The sequence below is a fragment of the Fictibacillus nanhaiensis genome (assembly GCF_036213205.1).
Classification (GTDB): Bacteria; Bacillota; Bacilli; order Bacillales; family Fictibacillaceae; genus Fictibacillus; species Fictibacillus nanhaiensis_E.
Genome location: NZ_JARMFC010000020.1, coordinates 33899 through 56588, shown reverse-complemented (window position 1 = coordinate 56588; position 22690 = coordinate 33899). Strand labels below are relative to the sequence as shown.

Annotated in this window: 19 protein-coding genes and 1 other annotated feature; of the genes, 5 read left to right on the top strand and 14 right to left on the bottom strand. The window is 37.5% G+C overall.

The annotated features are described in order from the left end of the window. Positions 1-2: 2 nt before the first annotated feature. Entirely contained in the window at positions 3-482 is a 480-nt protein-coding gene (locus P4V41_RS17435; protein WP_328086452.1) for a DUF1641 domain-containing protein, read from the top strand. A gap of 193 nt (positions 483-675) precedes the next feature. On the opposite strand, the gene lysS is transcribed toward P4V41_RS17435, so the two are convergent. The 9 genes from lysS to P4V41_RS17390 all read right to left on the bottom strand — a co-directional run bounded on the left by lysS (position 676) and on the right by P4V41_RS17390 (position 12031). Beyond that, positions 676-2223: a lysine--tRNA ligase gene (lysS, locus tag P4V41_RS17430; protein WP_328086451.1), complete on the bottom strand. Its 1548-nt coding sequence runs from the start codon at positions 2221-2223 to the stop codon at positions 676-678. Positions 2224-2291: 68 nt separating this feature from the next. Further along, positions 2292-2565 (bottom strand) — a binding site (T-box leader). A 55-nt stretch (positions 2566-2620) separates the two neighbouring features. Next, positions 2621-3211: a hypothetical protein gene (locus P4V41_RS17425; protein ID WP_328086450.1), complete on the bottom strand. Its 591-nt coding sequence runs from the start codon at positions 3209-3211 to the stop codon at positions 2621-2623. Between the two features lie 533 nt (positions 3212-3744). Beyond that, entirely contained in the window at positions 3745-4314 is a 570-nt protein-coding gene (locus tag P4V41_RS17420) for a GNAT family protein (protein ID WP_328086449.1), read from the bottom strand. A 97-nt stretch (positions 4315-4411) separates the two neighbouring features. Then, positions 4412-5269 (bottom strand): amidohydrolase family protein, encoded by an 858-nt coding sequence (locus tag P4V41_RS17415; protein ID WP_328086448.1) that lies wholly within the window; start codon positions 5267-5269, stop codon positions 4412-4414. 13 nt (positions 5270-5282) lie between these two features. Then, complete coding sequence (locus P4V41_RS17410; RefSeq protein ID WP_328086447.1) at positions 5283-8399, bottom strand: GNAT family N-acetyltransferase; 3117 nt, start codon at positions 8397-8399, stop codon at positions 5283-5285. A gap of 435 nt (positions 8400-8834) precedes the next feature. Beyond that, positions 8835-10106: an FtsW/RodA/SpoVE family cell cycle protein gene (locus P4V41_RS17405; RefSeq protein WP_328086446.1), complete on the bottom strand. Its 1272-nt coding sequence runs from the start codon at positions 10104-10106 to the stop codon at positions 8835-8837. Beyond that, positions 10079-10516: a PadR family transcriptional regulator gene (locus P4V41_RS17400; RefSeq protein ID WP_328086445.1), complete on the bottom strand. Its 438-nt coding sequence runs from the start codon at positions 10514-10516 to the stop codon at positions 10079-10081. Before P4V41_RS17400 ends, P4V41_RS17405 begins: the two co-directional genes overlap by 28 nt. Before the next feature lie 2 nt (positions 10517-10518). After that, on the bottom strand, positions 10519-11052 hold the full coding sequence (locus P4V41_RS17395) for a sigma-70 family RNA polymerase sigma factor (RefSeq protein WP_328086444.1): 534 nt from the start codon (positions 11050-11052) through the stop codon (positions 10519-10521). A 97-nt stretch (positions 11053-11149) separates the two neighbouring features. Continuing rightward, positions 11150-12031, bottom strand: coding sequence for an SMP-30/gluconolactonase/LRE family protein (locus tag P4V41_RS17390; protein WP_328086443.1), 882 nt, complete (start codon positions 12029-12031; stop codon positions 11150-11152). A 165-nt stretch (positions 12032-12196) separates the two neighbouring features. Between P4V41_RS17390 and P4V41_RS17385 the strand changes: the two genes are divergently transcribed. Further along, positions 12197-13969, top strand: coding sequence for an ABC transporter ATP-binding protein (locus P4V41_RS17385; protein WP_328086442.1), 1773 nt, complete (start codon positions 12197-12199; stop codon positions 13967-13969). Continuing rightward, a complete protein-coding gene (locus P4V41_RS17380; RefSeq protein WP_328086441.1) occupies positions 13969-15696 on the top strand; it encodes an ABC transporter ATP-binding protein in 1728 nt (575 codons plus the stop codon). Before P4V41_RS17385 ends, P4V41_RS17380 begins: the two co-directional genes overlap by 1 nt. Before the next feature lie 50 nt (positions 15697-15746). On the opposite strand, the gene P4V41_RS17375 is transcribed toward P4V41_RS17380, so the two are convergent. Both P4V41_RS17375 and P4V41_RS17370 read right to left on the bottom strand, forming a co-directional pair. Continuing rightward, on the bottom strand, positions 15747-17507 hold the full coding sequence (locus P4V41_RS17375) for a methyl-accepting chemotaxis protein (protein ID WP_328086440.1): 1761 nt from the start codon (positions 17505-17507) through the stop codon (positions 15747-15749). Positions 17508-17595: 88 nt separating this feature from the next. Further along, on the bottom strand, positions 17596-18063 hold the full coding sequence (locus P4V41_RS17370; protein ID WP_328086438.1) for a GNAT family N-acetyltransferase: 468 nt from the start codon (positions 18061-18063) through the stop codon (positions 17596-17598). A gap of 95 nt (positions 18064-18158) precedes the next feature. On the opposite strand from P4V41_RS17370, the gene P4V41_RS17365 reads away from it, so the two are divergent. Then, on the top strand, positions 18159-18596 hold the full coding sequence (locus P4V41_RS17365; RefSeq protein ID WP_328086437.1) for a hypothetical protein: 438 nt from the start codon (positions 18159-18161) through the stop codon (positions 18594-18596). Here the strand turns inward: P4V41_RS17365 and P4V41_RS17360 are convergent, their stop codons facing one another. Then, positions 18597-18728 carry a hypothetical protein gene (locus P4V41_RS17360; protein ID WP_328086436.1) on the bottom strand — a complete coding sequence of 44 codons (132 nt, stop codon included), beginning with the start codon at positions 18726-18728 and terminating at the stop codon, positions 18597-18599. It lies immediately after the preceding gene. A 78-nt stretch (positions 18729-18806) separates the two neighbouring features. Between P4V41_RS17360 and P4V41_RS17355 the strand changes: the two genes are divergently transcribed. Further along, a complete protein-coding gene (locus P4V41_RS17355) occupies positions 18807-19421 on the top strand; it encodes a GNAT family protein (protein WP_328086434.1) in 615 nt (204 codons plus the stop codon). A 31-nt stretch (positions 19422-19452) separates the two neighbouring features. On the opposite strand, the gene P4V41_RS17350 is transcribed toward P4V41_RS17355, so the two are convergent. Both P4V41_RS17350 and P4V41_RS17345 read right to left on the bottom strand, forming a co-directional pair. Continuing rightward, positions 19453-22329, bottom strand: a complete 2877-nt coding sequence (locus P4V41_RS17350) for an ATP-binding protein (RefSeq protein WP_328086433.1) — start codon at positions 22327-22329, stop codon at positions 19453-19455. Continuing rightward, positions 22322-22687, bottom strand: coding sequence for a response regulator (locus P4V41_RS17345; protein WP_328086432.1), 366 nt, complete (start codon positions 22685-22687; stop codon positions 22322-22324). The genes P4V41_RS17350 and P4V41_RS17345 overlap by 8 nt, the downstream gene beginning before the upstream one ends. Positions 22688-22690: the final 3 nt, after the last annotated feature.

Genomic DNA, 22690 nt, shown 5'->3' with positions numbered 1-22690 from the left:
ATATGGCACAACCAACTACGGTTATCAAAAAGAACATAAAAACCGAAGAGCAGATTCAGCAAGAGAAACTTAATGAACTGCAAAAAGCATTAGCTGAGAAAGATGCAGCACTAACGAAGGCGCTCGATTTTATAGGTGAGCTTGATAAAATCGGGGCATTGGAAGCGGCAAACTCCATGCTTGTCGCAAAAGATAAAATCGCAAGCATCGCACTCGGTCAAGCAACGCGCGAACCGGTGACAAACATAATCAACAACTTAATGGGTGCAGCGGGTGTTTTAACGAAAATGGATCCAGAAGTTACGGCTAAGATGCTTGATAGTGTTGTTTCTGGCTTGAAGCAGGGGGAAGACTTTGTGGAGAGCGATAAGAAGATCGGCGCGTTTGATCTTGTGAAGTCGCTGAAAGACCCTGATATTAACCGAGCGATCGGATTTGGTCTTCACTTTTTGAAAGGTATGGGTCAGGAATTGAAGAAGTGATGATAAGTTGAGGTGACGCTCCGGGTGGGGCGTCACCTTTTTGTGTTTCATCGGTAAGTGGATTTGTCGAATGGACAGTATTATTGTGAAAGTGGACAGTAAATGTTCGAAAGTAGACAGTAAATCTTAAAACTGGACAGTATTTTTTATAAAGTGGACAGTATTTCATGAAAACCCGACAGAAACCTTCGTATCAGAATGTCAGCAAACTTATCAACCGCTCTTTACCAACAGAATGAATCAATATTGGAATTCGGGGTCCACTGTTGCTGTTTAAAACCAGTTGATATATGGTGCTAAACAATCTTTTTTGGTTACTTTTCTTTAGTTTGGAATCATCTACATGACAAATATCGTAAACGCTTCTCATCAGCTCTTCATCCTGAATATCTATTTCAGACATCAATAACCTTACAAAGTCTTCAATCCACTTTTTCTCTATATCATCTAGTAACCCGTAAAAGTGTAAATCCTTATCTTTATTAACTTTAAGTACTTTCTCTGAACACCAATTTTTTAACCAATATTCAGCTCTTTCACAAACGCCAGCTACCTCTTTCAACGTATACGCCTCCCCTGTTCTCTCCAACACTTCACGAACGAGTGAGGTATCGAAATTTACAAGCGGCAATATACTCGCCACATGGCTAAATTTAGGTACACGCCTTATAACAGATGTTACTGAAGAAAGTTCCAAAGCTGCTGATATCTCTTCTTTTAACTGACTTTTCTCTGCATGGCTAAATCTTTCATACTCTGTGTAGTTCCTAATCACGTCATCATCTAACCCAATATGGAAAGGTGCATTCGGCTGATACTTGGCAAACATGAAAAGGATAACTTCTGGTGTATAGATGTTCAACAACTCTCCAGGTGTAATATTGTTTCCCGAAGAACTCGACATCTTCTCACCAGATCCTTTAATACTAATAAAATCATACGGTTCATATTCAGGTGCTTGAAAGTTATAAATGTGGGATGCGATCTCCTTGGAAACATTAAAGCTTCCAGTCGCAGAAGAATGGTCTCTTCCACCCGGTTCAAAAATCACATCTTCAGCCTGCCATCTCATCGGCCAATCCACTTTCCAATTCAACTTGATGTTTGTCGCTTCTTCTACTTTGATAGAATTTGAATGACCACATGAACAAGTGTAACTTAATCTTTCATCTTGAAATCTGTGAATGTTTACCGTATCTTTCCTGCAAACTTCACAGTACACATTTATCGGATAAAAGCGCTCTCGCTCTTCCATGCTGTGTTCACTAGTTTTAAAATTCATTAAAATATCATAGACCTGTTTACGATTTTGAAGAGCTTGAACGATCTGAGTTTGATATCTTCCTGATTGATATTCCTTGCTTTGATAGATGAAATCAGGAACGATCCCGAAGTCTCTGAGTGACTGTTCAAACTCTCTTTCAAAGTGCTCAGCGTAAGAACTGTGGCACCCAAACGGACATGGAATCTCTGAGTATGGCATTCCAATATATTGTTCAAAAGTCGGATCAACATTTTTCGGGACTTTACGAAAACGATCAAAATCATCCCATGAAAAGATAAAACGTGTTTTCTTATCTAGGTGTTGCAATGCTCTTACAACAAAATATGTGGTAACCACTTCTCGAAAATTTCCAATATGAATCGAGCCCGATGGACTGATGCCTGATGCACAAACAAACGTCTCTCGATCTGGGTGCTTCCTTATTAATTCTTCTGCTATTCGATATGCCCAATGCATAATTGAATCACTCCTCCATTTTTATAAAAAAGAAAAACAAAAAAGCCCTCACCCCCAAGATTATTCATCTTGAGGACGAGAGCTTATTTAGCGTTCGCGGTACCACCTCAGTTTGTTCATATGTCACCATATCAACCTCTTCAGGTACGGCAATGAACAACAATCATTTGCGTATACCCTATCTCTGTAACGGGAGATCCCGTTGTAGTATCAGCAAAGAAATCTTTGCATCCGTACAAAGCTCAGAGTCTTTTTTCGTTAAGGTATTATTGCTCTTTCACACCAACCAAGAGCTCTCTGGAAATAATGTTACTTAACTACTTTTCTCTTCATAGCCATAAAATGTTAAATTTTTATTAGTATAGTCAGTTTAGCGGAAGATGTCAAAGCAATTTTTTTATTTAGCTTGCCTGAATCTCACTAGAAAGAAGATTCCAATACAAACGAAGAAGACAACTAAGCCAACATGCAAATACTTATACTCGTCATTGTCGTTTTGAAAGGTTTCATTAGTCGTTTTGACTATAGGCTTTTCTGGTTGTTTTAATAGAAACTCCTCATAATACGCTTTGCTCTTACTATTATGATGTAGTACTTTCCCCTCTGAGATCTGAATCATTCCATTAGGTCCACCAACTGGGGTTAGAAAGCTAGAATCCTTATTATTATCAAGAAAAAGCAAAAACTTTCCACCATCTTTTTGTAATTCATCCGCCCAACCAACGTCGTACCCATCGATACCTGCCCTTATTTTATAAGGTACATCCCCTTCATATACCTTATCAATGATAAATTCATAACTAGTAAACACCATATTTCTTCCTTTAGGTTTACTTGTGAAATCATATCGGCCAATTACAATTACTTCAGCTCTTTTATGAACTTCCTTTGGTTGAAGTTCTGCCCAACTTGTAGCATGAGCTTCATTACTTATTCCCAAAATTGATAATAACGTTCCAAAGCAAATCATCATTATGAGCTTCTTCATTTCTAACCAATCCCCCTTTGTGAATTAGTCGTTTAGCAACATTGTAAGTTTCAATATTAATATGATTTTTAGAAGTCTATGCCTTTGGCTTTCCCCACACAATATGCCAGTGAAGGTGTTTAGAATCTCGATAATTACCTATATTGTAACTACTTTACAAGCTCCATGTTCTTTCGTCACTATAGCAGCTACCTGTTTCATCACTCTTATCATTTTAAGTACCAGTTTATGACCCTCTTCATTAACGTGCCAACAGAAATGATACATGCCGCTTTGGGTTCGTTACAATATGTATTGGGTAAAAGGATCGGGTATGATAAAAAGCCACAACATTTTTTTAACACTTTTTTTCCGTTGTCTTCCCGCTCAGTACTTTTCCACAAAAAAAGCATTCATCTGCCTCCCTCTTTCATCGCTTTATTCCAGTTAAAAAAGAAGAAGGTGAGTATACTTAACTCACCTTCTTTTAAGAATAAAAAACATGGAATTAGTTTAAGTAAATGCCATGTGGACTTAGCGATGACTTTCATGAATTAAGAGAAGTTATCTGTGTCATATACAAAATCGGCTCTTAACACGCCCATAACAATCGTGTCATAATACTTGCCATCGATATAAGCATCATTCCTGAGACGTCCTTCAACTACAAAACCGCACTTCTCATAAGCGCGTATCGCGCGTGCGTTACCACTCCATGTATCCAGTTGTACACGTTTTAAATTCATTGTATGAAATAGATAATGAAGAAAGGCTCTTAACGCATCGGTCCCATATCCTTTACCCCAAAGCTCTTTCTCACCAATCCCTATTCCTACCACACATCGTCGTGAGATTATATCTAGGCTTCGGTATCCGATCGAACCAATATGACGCGCGTCTTCCCCTCTTGTATAGATCGAGAACTCTCCTACTTCACGTTTATCAATGGTACGAATATCTTTTTCATAGCTTGCTTGGATCTGTTCCAGTGGCACATGACTATATCGATAATAACCAGAACCTGCATCAAATGTAGCGGTCTCTTTATCATTTCGCCAGTGGTATGTTCGCTTATGATCTTCAAGTGAAACGGGTCGTAACTCTACTTTTTTTCCGGATATCATAGTGGTGATCCCTTCTTTCAGTTCGTAATCTATTAAAATACTTCATATGAAAACCGCAGACACGTACCATTGGCATCACCCCTCTGACTACTGATAATTATTTTAAAAACGTCTTAATCTTCGGGAAAATCTTTACCGCCGTGTTGTAAAAAACATCTTCATGATGCTCTTCAGGAATGATCTCTTTTATAAAATCAATATACGGCTGTATTGGTACGAGCGGCCAATCCGTTCCGAACAAAAACTTTTCATAGTTATCCGTGAACGTTAAGGCATGGCGCAAATGATTGAAGAATCTTGGTGAATCTTTGTATCTTGTAATATCCTCTCTTGTTCCAACAACTAGCCCCGACAGATCGGCATACATATTACGATTCTTGTAAATAACTTCTGCTCCGTCTAAGGTCCATGGGTCGCCGAAATGCGCCATCATGAAATTCACGTCTCTATGCATAACCGCTACTTCATCTAGCGTTAGGGGATGTGAGTACTTCAACAAACCACGCTCTGAATAAGTATCACCTGTGTGAAAGACGACTGGCAAACCATATTTCGCCGCTAACTTATAAACTGGCTGATACACTTCATCATACGCATAGTACGGGTAATAACCGAGGTAGATTTTGATACCCACAACTTCAGGTCGCTGAACTGTTTCTTCAAGCTGTATTAATTCTCTCTCTCCTAGGTGATACGGATTGATGCCTGCACAATACACGACGTTCTCAGGGATTTTCGTATCCAGATCAATCCCCATTGGGGTTGGAGCTAGAGGGTCTGGAAAACCCTCTAGCTCCTTTTCTGTTAACCCCATCGCGATGCCGAGCACAACATTAGATTCCTTATATTCTTTGATGATCCCATCATATGAATAGTCAAGTTTAGAAAGGTTTGTTGCCGTATGTTTGAAGCTTTCAATGTTTGAAAAATGCATGTGTGCATCGATAATTTTCATGAGTTCGCCCTTTCTAGCTGAATTTTATTTTCTTTAAATCTTCTAATGCTGTATCTGGAATCACTTTATCATTAAATACATAAAACACAGGTGAAGTGAATTGCTTAGCACCGTGCTCAAGGCTCACCTTTTCTGAGTATCCAAGCTCAATGACTTCTAAATTAATATACGAATCTACATGTGTAACGTTTTGGTCCGCTACAATTTGAAGCAGGTTCTCATGATTATCAGACCCGTAGATCACGCTGCGTTCTACTGTCATTTCCTGCTCACCTTTCGCACCAGAAACCATGGTCCACTCCCCATTTTCAGACTGAAAGCTTCCCCAGCTCCTAGCAGGCTCTGGTCCTGGATTTAAGAAACACCCTGTGTAAAAGTTCTTACCGTCCAAATAGCTCTCCATGTTCTGAACGATTTCCGTTGTATGGCAAAGCACTGGAACTCCTGGCAGCATCAAGAAGTACTTGTGAATTTGAATGCCTTTAAACTTCTCGTGCTTTTTATAGATAGTAGATACTTTAAGACCTCTCCACACGTTCCCTTTGCTGTCTTTCTCTTCTACAAATTCAACAGTGCTTTCCTCTTTTAATAAGGAATGAAGACTCGTGCCTTCTAGGAGACCTGCGATACCGCCGAACCAAGGATTCCACCATGATTTTGGTGTTGGTTTTGGAAACGGTGAATCCATCCACTCTTGATCTCCGTATTGAAGAGAAAACAATGAAGGCGCGAACTGTGCTGAAGCTGAGATCTTCATTTCTCCATTGTCTACGGTGTACACTTCAAGACCATCTTTTATCGACTTTTCCAACTGAATGGCTTGATTACTCAACACAAAAGCGGCTGATTGTCGTGTAACATGAACAGCACCTAAATTCATTTTGGAAGTTAATACATGTATACCCCTATCGTCTGGTAATTCGATATCAAACTCGGCATGTGTTAACTCTTCATCTGAAGCGAATAGATGACTCTGCAGAATCTCATCGTCTAGTTTCATTTCAATAAACCCGTTAAAAAACGAAGACTTATAATCTCTCACAACAGCTTTGCACTCACTATTATCAATAAAAGGATTTCCCCCGTTAACCGATACGTTCATATGATTGGTCAAACTGGCTGGCTTATCACCCTTTTGCGTCGCAAATTCTCTGAATGATTGCCAATCACGGAAAGCACCAATTGTCATGGTGATTGGCTTTGTCGCTACAGTTTCTTGAGGAGCTAATTTGCCTAACTTATTCTCAAGATACATGAACCAACTGGAGAAATTCACTTTCCCCTCTCTCGGCCATGAAATGCCTCTAGGGTTATTATTTCCACGTAAGAAAAGCCAGTTTTCTGTAAGTTTACTAGGATCCCAATATGATAAACCAGATCCCATAGAATCATTTAATTCAATGTATCTTCCTTCATAAGGCAATATCCCTTTATCAAGCATAGGACACATGATCGGCGTATTCAGCCATACCTCTTCGGCTGTTTCTACATCGCTTATATTTGTTACTTCATCGTATCTTTCTACTAGACCTTCGCTGTACAATTTCACAACAGTAGCAAGTTGCAATTCTGGAAACGCCTGTGAATGAAAAGTTGCTCTTAATCCTGCGTAACCATCTTCGACCAATGGTTCGATTTTCTCTGGACGAATTCGCGTTATCTCTTCTGAGAAAGGTTTGCCGAGCTGAGGCACCATGAAAGCCATTTTGTAATCCACATCACCTTTACCTGGTGCAATCCAGTTGTTGAATTTATCTAGTCGGATTTGATATTGTCCGTTGCATACGTGATAAAAATCATCACACTCTCCAGCGAATCTAGCTCCGATCCCTTGCAATGCTACACCAAGCTTTTTCGTAAAAGTAACGATATCTCCATTGGATTTCTTTGCGGAGATTTGGACTTCGTCAGAGTAAAATCCATTCATCATTAGCTTAAAAGGAACGGATATTGATTGCTTTCCTTTCGGTGCTAGCGTAACATTCACATTTCGATCCTGAATGGTAACCAATTCTGATGAAGGAAGTTCAAAGCTAAATGTTACTGTTTCATCAAAGTTATTTTCAAAGTTAAAAAACAGTCGAGATGAACTGCCGACAAAACTTAGATTACCCGGAGTGCTACAGCTTAGCTTAACTGGATACTTAGGACGAATCCCTACTCTAAATTGTGCTTTCTTCCCATTGATCAGTAATTGAGAAGTAACAGCTGGGTGCGTTCTCCATACACTTTGATCTACACTAATTGGATTTACCACAAAAGGAATCTCAATCTCTTCTTCCTTTTGAACTGTGATTTTTTTTGAAGTTGCGAACTGAATGTTCTTATCGTCCACACCTTGGATCTCTACGGTTAACGGCTTACTTGTTTTATTAATCATTTGGTATCGAATCTTATATTCAGAGCCAAAAACAAGATTAAAGTGTTCAACAACCGCTAAGATTTTATAATCATCAGTTTCAATGGAGCGAAGTCCTCTTCCAAAACGCTCAAATTCCATCTTCAAGTTACCAAGAGTCTCATGATTCCAAGCATACTCATAATAATGAAATTCATTTTCGTTGTTTCCATCAGGGATTGTTTCAATCGTACGTGTACTGTTTTCGTACCATTTACCATCATTAAAATAATCCAAAACCGCCTCTGTTTGCATAACGGAAGGCATAAAGTTCATGAGATGTGTCGTGTCATCCCGATCCTCCCAAAAGAATCCACATTTTTTATAGAGTGGAACTGCCTTCGTGTTCCCTGGCCATGTGTATAAATCCAAACGCGGCCACTTCATTTCAATCGCTTTTTGTAGCGCTTTTAGTACAAGCTTTTTGCCGATCTTCTTACCATGATAATCTCCTCTTACATTCAATAACGGGATGTAGAGCGCTCCATCATCTTCTCGATATTCTCCTAAACTGCAATAACCAACGACCTTATCTCCATCGAGGGCAAGATATAAATGGAGGTTTGATGAGTTCGATTCTTTCTTTAATACTTGTTCTTCCGTCATGATCGAGTTTCCGCCACCCCAGCCATCTTGACTCTTATTCCACATTTCAGCGACTGCTGCTGCATAGCTCGGATCATATTCTACTATCGTAATCTGATCAGTAATCTGCGTGTTCAACACTTCCATTTTTCTAACCTCCAAGTTTTCATTTTCTTACCGTTACTTGCTCTATCCAATTAAAGAATCATGTTCTACACTCCTTCAACAAAATAAAAAGCCACCCTAAATATATGGGTGACTTTTCGTACTAAAAAGCATAAAAAGGCCCCAGAATGTATACACATCCTGAGGCTCTGATTCACGTATCATTGGTTAGATCGAGTTCTCATATAGAAGGTTGTGTATTGGACAATATAATGTTGTTTTGTAGTGTCAAAAAATTTATTCATGTCCAACGCCTCCTTATCTTGAAAATTTTTCCTTACCTTTTGTATTGTAAAACATATGGATATAAAAGTAAATATAATTTTCCGAATATTTATTTTTTTACTCGTTAAGCCTGGATATTCGCTAAAGCTAAACCTATAATAAGTGCTTTATGAAGTAGTTTTAAAATTCTTATTAAAAAGCCGAACTGCTAAGATCTTTCCTACGATACACGCTCAGCACAACTCCGATTAAGATAGCGTTTAATAGAATCGGCACCAAGCCGTAACTGATAAACGGCAGTGACATGCTAGTAAGAGGGAAGAACCCGAACGCCATTCCGATATTACTTACTATTTGAAAAAATAATAATGATAAGCTGCCTATGATTAGAAGTTTTCCAAAGTAATCTCTAACTTGCTGAGTGGCGATGACCATTCTTGCAAGCACTAATATAAGGATAAGCGTAAGGAAAATCGCTGCTATCCAGCCGAAATGATACGTTATGCTAACAAATGCAAAATCTGTGTGTGCTTCAGGTATGAACTGCTGCTCGTTCTGACTTCCTCCAAACCATCCAGCACCGGATATTAACTTCTTAATTTGAAGCACCTGATATCCTGCTCCATCAGCTACTTTTCCAGGATTCAAAAAACCTATCATTCTATCTTTTATATAATACGGTTGATACTGCCATGAGAAAATACCTATTAATAGTAACGAACCCACCGTAATACCTGAAACAACACCTTTTTGACGATTAGAAAATTTGCTCCACCATAACATGGATAGCACCATGGCAAGATACAAGTAAGTCGTTGCGATACTTGGTATCACGAAGAATAATAATAGCGAAACCAAGAATAATAGTATAAATTGATAGATTTTAAAGGTATCTTTATTAAAGAAACAAGCCCAGGCAATCAGGAAGAATGGAAGCGCAGCAATACTTTCAATCGTTAGTTGCCCAAAAGCAAAGACAGGCTTCCCATTAATCGTACCACTAGAAAAGAAGAGTAAAGACAGCAGTAACAAAGTACCTACCCCATAAAACATCCATCCCCAGCTTACTGACTTCCGATAATCAACAAACATCAGACCTAATGCGACAATCATGCCAAGTACAACCAATATCATCTTTCTCATTAAAAAATAATGATTGCTGTCATACCCAAGAGAAAGTACTGGCAGAAACCCTAGCAAGAGTACAGCCGTCAATAAACTCAACAAGATCCAATCAATTCTTGGACGATGAATCTTGTTTAACTGAATACCTAGCGTAATCGGGCTTCCCATCTGCTCAATCGCTTTTTGTTCTGCATCCACATCAGAGTATCCTTTATTTACCCATCGCATTTTCGCTTCTTTCACATGGTAATTCAACTCAGCAGAAACTCGATCTTTTGCTTCCTTTGAACGAATCTGACTCGTAACCTCGTTTAGAAATGACTTTCTGCGATTTTCCATTCGGCTCCTCCTATCAACTGCTGCAAAATGATTGGTGACCGATTCTCCTTTTGATTCGCTTGTTTCAATAATCTTTTACCTTTACTTGTTAACTGATAACACTTGGTTTCCTCTTTTGATAGCCAGCTTGATTGAATGACCCCATTACTCTCTAAACGGTGCAATAAAATATAGAGAGATCCTTCATTGTCATTAAATTGTTTTATCCCTCGAGCAAAAAGTAAGTTTGCTAACTCATAGCCTGTCTTTTCTTGGTTTAATAATTGCAAAATGTTAAATACAATCTTTTCCTTATTTTCTTGATTACTTAGATTATTTTGTATGGTTTCGCGATGTTTTTCGGTGAACCTTACTTGTGAAAAGGTCTTTTCGTTCATCATTTTCTTTAAGTTTTTTAAACGGTTCTCCATCCCTAACCCTCCAAACGTATTTTCAATAGTTCTTTTGCTCGGCGCAATCTAGTTTTGACGGTATTGTCACTCACTTCAGTCACCAGTGCGATCTCTTTAATAGGTAGCTCCTCATAATAAAAGAGATAAATTACCTCTCTATATTTGATTTCCAGTTGCATAATCGCATGAATTAACTTCTCATCATCTTCTTTTTGAATGACTTCATGTTCAACCACATCCACTTCAGTCCGATGAAAAGAAGGCTCTTCATCAGTAGCGATAACTCTATTGTTGTACCAACTTTTCAAAAAGTCCTTACAATGGTTAATGGCAATCCGCCATAGCCATGTTTTAAATTTTGATTTTCCGTTATATGTATGCAATGCGTTATAACACTTAACAAAGATATCTTGTGTTAAGTCTTCAGCAATGCTTATTTGATTCACATAAGAATAGACCAACTGAATCAAGTCTTGACCATGCTCATTCATGGCTTCATTTAATATGTGCTCTTTATCTTCTGCCGAGATCACTTCAACTAACATGTTTTCCATACCAATCCCCCCTCTCTTATAATTAGACGACAAACGATGATTGCAAGTTTTTGTTAATCAAAAAAAAACAGCGTTTGATAATAACGCTGTCCTGCTTTTACCCTTTGAAAGCATAGGCTGGCATTCCTTTAACACCCGGTCTTACTTTAAACAACCCGCCAGCTTCTGGAAATCTTTCTAGGTTCTCTGCACTTGTATTCTTCCTAGCTGTTGTTACATACAAATCGTCCATATTTTCTCCGCCAAATGTGCATGAAGTAACATTTAATGATGGAATGGGAATAGAAGATAGCTGTTCGCCTGTTTCTGGGTTCCACCGGGAGACTTGTGCACCGCCCCAATGAGCGATCCAAAGCATGCCCTCTTCATCAATCGTCATTCCATCTGGAGCACCTACTCCTTCTGGAAAGGATATAACTTCTGTTGCTTCTTGGATGCGGCCCGTTTGAAGATCATATTGGAATCTCGTTACTTTTTTCGTTGGTGTATCAATTAGATACATATACGATTGTTCAGGCGACCACGCCAAACCATTCGAAATCGTTAAATTTTCTCGCTTCTTTTCCACATTAAGATCGTGATTTAAACAATAGAGAGAGCCTTTTTCAGCTTCTTCACTTAAACTCATCGTGCCTGCCCAAAACCTACCTAACGGGTCACACTTCCCATCGTTAAAGCGATTCTCAGGAAGCTCTTGTTCAGGGTCAACAATAGGTGTAAGTTTTTCCGTGTTAAGATCTAGAAAAAAGAATCCGTTCTGAAGAGCTACGACTAAACCACCTGATTCTCTCGGCACAACCGTTCCTACCATTTGATCAAGTTGAATCTCTCGGTTTTGGTGAGAGCGTGGATCGTAGATGTTTACCTTTTTATCTAAAATGCTAACCCAATAAAGGACGCCGTGTTTAGAGTCCCAGCAAGGTCCTTCACCTAAAGGAGCTTTTGCCGAAAGAACTAATTCCGCTTCACTATTAAACATGGTTTATTCCTCCATAATCTATGTTTTATGTGTAAGTATTGGTGAGATTATTAATTCCAAGTATACCATTAAAAAAATGTAAAATAGTTATGGAAACGGTAACAAACTTATTGTAAAATATAACTTCCGCTCATTTGAAAGGAATAAATAGTTAGGAGCTGATTTATGTCTTCCCACTCTAATTCTTACTTGTTTAAAGTGTACCTTTGGGCACTATCCTTCCTTCGTCCTTATAAGTGGCTGTTTATATTAATGATTGTCAGCAGCATTATTGTCACAAGCATTGAACTGATTATTCCAAAGTTTATTCAGTATTTTATCGATGTAATCTTTCCAGAAAAGGACACTACACTCTTTTTCACACTTCTAAGCTGTGTTATTGGATTAATCGTTTTTATGATTTACCTGAGTACGATCAGGAACAATTTGCAACGAATTGTACAAGAAAAAGCTTCTCGAGATATTCACTTCAAGATTTTCTCTCACCTTAGAAAACTAGGATTTTCTCATTTTGAAAGAACCCCCATAGGAGAATCGCTTTCTTTAATGAATACGGAAGTTTCTGCAGTTCAAAATCTGTACCGTCATTTTATTCCGTTCATGATTCAAGAAGCTATCTTCTCTATCATTGCAATTTCAATATTGTTTACACTGAACGTTAAACTCGCTCTCATTATCATTCCATCTTTCCTTCTTTATTATCTGATCGGACCTCGGTTTGAACAAAAAGCATCTATTCTCAGCAAAGAGCTTAGTACCAACCGAATCACATTGAACAAAAAAATCTATGAAACAATTAGTTCTTTGATTGAAGTTCGAGCTTACTCTTCAGAAAAGTGGGAGTATGAAAGATTAAATCAAGACGTGCAAACTTTAAATAAAAGCATGGTCAAAGCATTTCTTTATGCTTATATCAGAGGTACAGTCAGGAGGCTTTCTTATAATGCCGGAGCCATTGCAATCTTAATCTATGGATCAATTCTCGTTCAGTCCAATTCTCTTAGTGTTGGCGAGTTTGTAGCTTTTCTGCTTTATTACTTTACGGCTATGCATCGGTTAACAGCAGTTGTTACCTCTTTAACTGAGCAAAGAATCTTGATGTTTCAGGTAGATAAAATTTATCAAATGACAAAAATTGAACCAGAGATAAAAGAACAACTTCATCCCTTACACCTTTTAAATGTTAAGGGAAATATAGACTTTTGCAATGTACATTTCAGTTATCCTACTTCAGGTGAAATCATAAAAGGTTTTCAATTAACTGTTCAATCTGGACAGCGAATTGCATTTGTAGGAACGAGTGGAAACGGGAAATCTACCCTACTAAAATTATTAGGACGATTTTATGACCCTAACAAAGGTGAAATTTTACTTGATGGTGTATCTCTGAAAGAATTAGAGCTATCTCAGATACGTGAATCGATCGGATATGTTTTTCAAGAAACTTATTTGTTCGGTACAAGCGTTAAGGAAAATATTCGTTTTGGAGATCCGCAAGCAACAGAGCAACAGGTCGTTGCAGCTGCCAAAGCAGCATATGCTCACGATTTTATTATGAAGTTGGAAAATGGGTACGATACGCTGATAGGTGAACGAGGCATTAAGCTATCAGGTGGACAAAAACAGCGAATCTCTATTGCCCGTATGTTTTTGAAAAGCCCTAGTATCGTACTTCTCGATGAGGCGACATCTGCGTTAGATCATGTTAGTGAAGTAGAAGTACAAAAAGCACTAGACACACTTTTACAAGGAAAAACAACGTTCACAGTTGCCCATCGTTTATCGACGATTCAAGATTATGATCAAATCGTTGTACTGGAAGATGGTATGGTTGCAGAAAAAGGAACTTACTCGGAGTTAATGGCAATGCAAGGAATCTTCTACTCTCTTGCTGAAGGTCAAGAGGAAGCAAAGACTATTAAAATTGGGGGAATTTAATGAATAATATGAAATGGTTGTTTCACTATATAAAAAAGATTAAATGGTTATTTTTGCTCTCTCTTACTTTACTAGGATTAGAATCCATTTCTATAATTGCAAATACTGCTCTGCAAAAATATATCATTGATGATGTTTTTATTAATGGACACTATAACCGACTTGTCCCTATTCTACTTTTATTTTCCTTATCCTTTGTTGCTTACGCTTTATTATTCACGGCCGCGCCACATACATTTCATCGCATTCAAGCAAAAATGATAAGTCGACTAACTTTTGATTTTATGAGTTATATGCAAAGGATACCCGTAAAAACGTTTCATAATGAACGTGCTACAAAGTATGTACATTATCTCTCTAACGATGTCATGCAAGTTGCTGCAATAATCGGTGGTCATATCCCTCGTTTAATACAGTTGTTTATGACCATCCTTTTATTAACAGTGATTATTTATCACTCATCACCGATCATGTTAGGTTCTATCTTAGTATTCAGCCTCCTATATTTTTTCATGGGAAGATTCTTTTCCCCTCTAATTCGAAAAGCCGGGCAGGAAGCACAGAATTGTAGAACAGACCTGCTTATCCATATTGAAGAAGGTATCTCTTCCACTCGTGAAGTAATAGCATACAACAGAATAGACTGGGAAACTTCAAAATATAATCGATATTTCAAGCGGTACTTTAATGCTGCCATGAATCAAGCAAGAATTAACAATAAACAGTTATTAGTAAGTGAACCCCTAAAGTGGGGTGCTTCCTTAATAGTGTTAGGATACGGTGGCTATCAAGTCATTCAAGGGTCATTATCAATAGGAACATTTGTGATTGTTTTTCAGTTTACTGGACAATTGATGGATGCTCTTCATCGATTGTTTACATTCTCTATGGAACTTTCTAATCTCTATGCAAACGTGGACCGATTACGTTCAGTTATGGAAGGACCTATTGAGAAAGACGGAAACCTGCCTCTCTCAAAAAAAATAGAAAGTATCACTTTTCATGATGTATCTTTCTCATATGAAGAAAATCTTTCTAAAAAGGTACTAGATGGACTTTTCTTCACAATAACTGCCGGAAAAAAAATTGCTTTTGTAGGAACGAGTGGTGGTGGAAAATCTACTATTGCAAAACTTTTACTACGATTCTATCAACCTACTCGAGGAGCTATATTAATAAATAAACTGCCTTTACATGATCTTTATTACCAAGATTGGGTTAAACAGCTAGGCTTCGTTTCACAAGAACCATATCTCTTTCCCGATACCATAAAAAATAATATTTTGTTTGGAAGAGACTTCTCGGATGAAAGATTGTTTGCTGCTTGTAAATCAGCACAAATACATGATTATATCGAATCTCTGCCAGAAAAGTATGATACTGAGGTTGGAGAGAGAGGCATCACCTTATCAGGTGGACAAAGACAACGTATCGCACTTGCCCGAGCTATACTAACGAATCCTGAAGTACTGTTACTAGACGAAGCCACGTCTGCATTGGACCTTGAAACAGAACGACAGATTCAAACTAGTTTTGATCAGATAAGATGTAATAAGACTACCATTATTATAGCTCATAGACTTTCAACCATTCAGAACGCAGATGTCATATATGTAATGGATAAAGGTTGTATCATGGAAAGCGGAACACATCATGAACTGATGCAAGGAGAAACTCTATATAAAAAACTCGTACATGCTGAAAGATCTTTGGAAGTAGGAGCATAAACGAGAAGCCAAATGAAAGAAAGTGACGGATGCCCCGTCACTTTCCTCGTTTACGCTTTTCCTTTTCCTTCACTCACACGCTTATACTGACTTTCCTGAGTTAATTGATGGGACAGGCTCGATAACGTTGCTCCAACGAGATAAGCCTGTTTAATCTTTTCATTTTGTTTAACAGAAGTTACAGACATCTCTTCTGAACTTGCTAGAGTTTCTTGAGAAATGCTTGAAAATTGAATAGCAGCTGTTTCAATCTCAGGCAATACCACTTTTAACTGTTGCAGAGCTAGACTCATCTCAACCATTCGCTCATTGTTGTCTACCACTGAATTCATTATATATTGAATGTAACCAGTCGTATCCTTCACCTTTTCCACATGTGAAAGATTCGCTTCTCCAAGAAGGCGTGCCTCTTGGATTGCTTGTAAAGCAGTTTGGTTCATTTGGTTTACTGTCGCAATGATATCTGCCGCCGCTTTACTCGATTGGTCCGCTAATTTCCCTACTTCATCAGCAACTACGGCAAAACCTCTTCCAGCATCTCCTGCTCTAGCCGCTTCAATTCGAGCGTTTAATGCTAGCAGTTTTGTTTGTTCAGAAATTTCCTTTATCGTAGAGATCACATTTTGTGAGTGACTTGAGTATGTACCCATCTCATCAATGATTTTGTTTAGTTGCACGAAGCGGTCATGATTATCATGAATCTCACCAACTAGCTTCCCTACTTTTTCTTGGCCGGAAACTGCATTATGGTTCATAGATGAAAACTCATCCATCACAGTCATCACCGTTTTGTTCAACTCACTCACTTTTTCCTGCATATCGATAAATAGTCGGACACTGTGTTCTGAACTTGTTGCCGTTTCTTTTGCCCCTGTCATCACATTCTCTATCTTTTTAACAAGTTGTTCATTATATCGGTTGGCTTCACTGTAAGTATGTTCGAGTTTATTGCCTTGAACAGTTAGTTCGCCTGATATTTGTTGAATCTGATCATGAATATTTCTAATAAAAATCATCATCTGGTTAAAGCTATCAATGAGTCTTTGAATTTCAAGATGTCTAGAATGGTAATCCACATTATGTTGAAAATCGCCTTTTTGAACGCGTTTCATAACTTGGTTGAGTGCTGTTAATGGCGAAGTAATGCTTCTGATAACGCAAATAATTACTAATGCAGTTAATAGAATACTAATGATTACGGCAATAGTAATAAAGTTTCTGAGTTCATAAACGGGTTGCATATAGCTTTCTGTTTCAACAGCTATCACATAGATGCCATTCAGCTCTTGAATCTGTTTCATTGCTAGTGTGTACGGCTTATTCTGGATATGCGTGTGAAGAACACCATTTTCTAGTTCAGTTATTTTCTTCATACTATCTGAAGATAAAGCAACTGTCTCTTTACCGCTCGTCTTATAAGGAATCAGCGTCCCATTCTGCAATAAGAAAATAGTTGCTTTCATATCATCTTGCTGAAGGCCAACAAATTGTGAATTAATACTTTCAGCCACACGCTTATTAAACATTTCTTCATCTCTAATAAAACTAAATTTAAGGTTTTTTGCAATGTCATATGTAGTTTCTGTTTCACGTTCTAATCGATTTTCAATAATCGTTTTAGTAGTTTCAGATGCCTTGTTATAACTAAAAAGACCTACGATCGAAATAGTTAGAATAAATAACGAAAGCATCATCATTAATAGTTTTGTCTGTAAATGTAGCTTGAATTTCATGGATGCAGGAAATTTAGCTTGTTCAATAACCTTATAACTTTTAATCTGCTTATACAGCCTTTGTAAAACCTTCTTCAAAACTGCCACCCCTTTTGTCTATGTATAGAAATTATGACAATATTTACTAAGGAATGGTGTTAAGGTTTAATTAAGACTTTGTAAAGGTCTAAAGACTCATACGAAAAATCATCTCTATGCCATATTCCCCATTATAGTTTTCACCTTTATGGATAAATCCCGCTTTTCTATATAGAGATATAGCAGCGTCGTTCGTTTCATGAACGGTTAATATAATTTCATTTTTATCTTTGTACTGCTGCTTCACGATATTTGGTAGTAATTTAAGGGAATCCAGACCGAACCCCCTTTTCTGAAACCTAACATCGATTGAAAAGGATTTTAATAGAATTGCCTGCTTATTATTTGTATAAATATTACCTGATCCTTCTGTATATAGAGCAAACCACCCTACTAGTTGTTGATTGGAATAAATAACAAAAGGCTGATTGAAGATATCATTACGAAACGTTGCAAGTACCTCAGCAGGTATGGAAGTAAAAATTGCTTGCTCTGGTGGTAAGATGTACTCTAGAGCAGCCTGATGATCTTTATTTTCGTATTTTCTGACTTTCACTATAAGCCCTCCATTCTTGGTAATGAATGAAACAAGGATTTCTAAAATAAATAAAGAATAAACTGATATGTAGTGGATGAGAGGAAGAGTGGAGAATGAAAAAGAAGCTTATTTTAGCTGCTGTTTTATTAATAGGATTTATTTCCGTACTAACGATTTTCTTCAAAGATTCAGCTCCAACTTCAAGTACAAAGGGTCGAACATTTAAAAATAACGCTATCGTTTTTTCTGGAGAAAATGATTTCTGGCAAGCGACGTTCTCTATAGATAAAACAAATTCACTAAAGCTCACACATATTGAAGACAAAAACAAACTACCGAAAGAACTGACGTTCACGCTTAGTACAGCTTTTGGTCAAGAAAAAAAGCAAACAGAGATTAGCGAATATACCTTTTCGATGAATCAGTTTCCAAACCAAATAGCCGTAACTTTTGATGGGGAGGTTAAAAGTTTAAAAGAAAATAAGAAACTCGTATTAAAGATTACGGGTAAAGATCATTATCAATTTTTCACCCTCTATAAAGAGGAGTAATTATTTATTCTTTATCTCTTCTAGTAGTGCAATTATTTTCTCATTCTGTAAAATAACCGTCTCATTTTGTTTTCTGAATTTTGCAGAGTCAAACATGAATACGATTAATATGATAAAGATAAAAAACTCCATTATTTTAGTCACCTCTTTGCATCAAATATCTAAATATTAACATAAATATGAAAATCCTTTTGTAAGGAGAAATGAAAAATGAAGGATCAAGTTTTATTCACAAAGCCAACTATTTTAGAAAATAACGATGTTAAATTAATTCCTTTAGAATTTGAACACTCTATATCTCTATTTCAAATTAATCACTCCGACCATTGGGCTTATATGCTAACTACAATCAACACCAAACAGGAAATGGATGAATGGATAAGTAATGCGATACAACTTCGAGAAAAGGGGCTTGCTCTACCCTTTGTTATTGTGAACAAGAGAAACGAGCAAATTGTAGGTACTACTCGTCTTTACGAAATAAATTCTACTCAACGTTCATGTGAGTTAGGCTCCACATGGTATGGAAAAGATTATCAGCGGACATTCGTAAACTCTGCATGCAAGCAACTGCTTCTCACGTTCTGCTTTGAAACATTAAATTTTATTCGTGTGCAATTTAAAACTGACGAGCGAAACGTACGATCGCAAAAAGCAATTGAACGATTAGGTGCTGTGAAAGAGGGACTCATAAGGAACGAGCGTATACTCTCAAATGGCTATATTCGCAACGCTGTTTTGTATTCCATAACAAAAGAAGAATGGAAAGATGTTAACCAGGGTTTTATTGAAAGAGAAGAAAAATATAGATCACGTTCACTATAAAAGCCTGCAAACGATGTCGCAGGCTTTTTCTTTAATGATGATCCCGATTATTTTCTTCTGGTACCAATATATGGCCGTTCTTCTCTTTGTTCAGCAAAACTTGAAGAATCGACGAAGTTAACTGACTTGGTTGATAAGGTTTGATCAAGTACCCCGCAGCACCTAATTTGAGTCCTCGCTGCTTCTCATCAAGTGCTGTTGAGATAAATATGGGGATATCTTTCGTGTTCTCATTGGCTTTTAGTGTTTGAATCACTTGCCAGCCATCCATCTCCCCTTCAAGAAGAATGTCTAATATAATCGCTTCCGGTTTTAGTTTCTCTATCATGATCAAAGCTTCTTCACCTTTATTAAATTGTGCGATTTGAAAGCCTCGTTCAATTAATTCCTCGGTAATTAGACCTGCCAGATGCCTATCATCTTCAATAATGATAATATCAGCCTTCTGTCCTTTATCCATCGTGATGGAGGCATTCACATATACATCTTCTATGACAGGAAACTTTACTGTAAAAGTACTTCCCTGCCCTAATGTTGACTCTACCGATATTTGCCCTTGGTGGACTTTAACAATTTCTTTAACGATAGCAAGACCCAGTCCAGTGCCACCTATTTTCCTTCGATCGGAGTTATCAACTCTATAGAACTTCGTAAACAGATCTCCAATTGCCGACTGCGGAATTCCGAGTCCTTCATCCTTAACATCTATGATAAGATGTTTATCATTATTGTAGAGCCTAACCAAAACTGTGCCACCCTCAGGTGAGTATTTTATTGCATTCGAAATCAGATTCATAAACACCTGTGATAACTTATCTCGATCTCCGAACACTGATAACATTTCCGTTTGAATATCAATATCAAACATGTGTTTATCGCCACTTACCTTTTGAACGTCTATAACATCTTGAATAATTGGCAAAATTGAGTGATACTTTTTATCAAATTCCTGGCTGCCGCTCTCCATCTTTTGTACATCCAGGAAATCGTTTATAAGTGAAGTCAGCCTGAATGCTTCTTGGTGGATTGTTGTTAAGTATTTCTTTTGACGCTCTGGTTTCAACTCACGTGTTAGCATCAACTCGGTAAACCCTAGAACACTAGACAATGGTGTTCGAAGCTCGTGACTTACGGTTGTAACAAACTCCGATTTCATCTGGTCCACTTCGTATTCTTTTGTAATATCGCGGTACACGATAACGGTACCTAGTTTAGTGTCGTTTTGTATAAGACTTTCTGAATAGATTTGGATGACACGCTTCACTTCACCATCTAACTCAAATACATGTGAAATGCCAACATCGTTCTTTTCATGAACCGCATTCTGTATAAATGCAAGAAGTTCAGGAGCTTCTTGCACTCTTTCTTCTAACCGAAGAGTCCACTCCTCAAAATCCATGTTAGTCAATTGGTCCGGTTGATTACAGCTCATAAACTCACAAAATTTTTGATTGGCAGAGATGATATTTCCTTCGTTATCAATAAGCTGTATGCCTTCATGGATGCTGTTCATCACATTTTTCATCGTTACTCGCTGTTTCTCACTATCTTCATACAACATTATTTTTTCAAGCGAAAGAGCGACCTGACGTGCGAGACCTTGGTACTCGGATACTTCATCACCAGAGTAAGATGATCCTATTCGAGTTACGACCAAAACTGCCAAAACTTCACGTTTTCCAGAAATGATTGGGATGTAGAGATCTCCTGATTTATACGTTACTTCAACATATCCTTTTTCAGATGTTGAAGCATCTCTCATCACTTGATGAGATAAGTTGCTCTCTTTTAATTTCACCAATATACCCGAATCAGGAAAATGTTTTTTGAATTGAGTCTGCTCACTTTCTGATAGACCTACTGATGCGGTTTGATTACCATCAATAACCCATATTATTCCTTTGCTAGAATAGGTGATTTCAACCATATTGGAAATGATGCTCTTCAATAGTTGATTCTTATCAAGTGTATTAGAAATAGAATGAATAAAAGAATTCATTTTAAGAAGCATCTTTTCATTCTGCTCTGTGGTCAATAGAGCTTCACGAAGCTTCTCTTGTTGCTCATTTAATTCATCCTGCTGAGCGGCAAGTTCTTCATTCTGGGCAATTAATTCTTGTTCATTATCCTGAGTGCTTCGAATCATTTTCTCAAAGGCTTGAGAGAGTAATCCAATCTCATCTAGTCTTTTCGTATGTGGAACGTCGGTAACATAGTGGCCGTTCGTAATTTGGGTGGATACATTTGCAATTTCCCTAAGAGGTCCTCCAAATTGTTTCATCATTAATCGAATAAGAACGATGAACACCAACACCATAAACGTTAAAAAAGAAAAATAGATCCATTGACTGGTACTTGTCTTTTCATCTTTTTGTTTATATATTGAATTAATTTCTTTTTGGACATCTGTCTCGAATAAATTCAGCAATTCAAGTACATCATTTACCTGTTTTGTGCCTCCTTCATCCTGTGACATATTAACAAGTTTATCCATTTGCCCTTGCCGTTTGTATTGAATAGCACGAGGAAGCATCTCGTTAAAATAATTATCTGTAAATCCTTGGATCTCAACTAATAAGTTTTTATCTTGCGCAGTCTTATAGTTTTTTTCAAACGTTGCAAGGTCCATTTCAATCTGTTGTTCTTTCTGTCCGATCTTATCTAAAAATGTCTCTGATCCAAAAGCAAAATAACCTCTTGAATCAAACATCACTGAGTTTAAATTCTCTCTCATATTTTCAACAAAATTTAATTTGCTCTGTTTCGCTGAGATTTCTTTATCAAGTGATTGTGTTAAATTCACATGATAGAGTCTAAGTGAAACCATACCTGCTAAGAGTAGGAAAACAAAAACTAAGTTAATGATTATTACCTTCCTACCTAAGCTCCTCTTAAAATAGTTACGCACTCAAAATCTCCCCTATCGTTTCAAGAAGCTGCTGGGGACTGAACGGCTTTGACATAAAGAAATCAGCTCCCGCTTCCTTCATCCGTTCACGGTCAGCTTGTTGATTTTTCGCTGAAAGAATCATCATTTTCATGTCCTTTTTGTTTAGAACCTTTCTCGTTTTTTCAACAACCTCAAGACCTGTCATGCGTGGCATCATATAGTCTAAAATGACGAGATCATAATCATTCATTGATAACCTCTCATACGCTTCTTGTCCGTCCGTCGCCTCATCAATCTCATATCCCTCATCTTCAAGTGTATCTAGAACAAGCATACGGAGTATTTCTTCATCCTCTGCTAAAAGGATTCTTGCCATGAA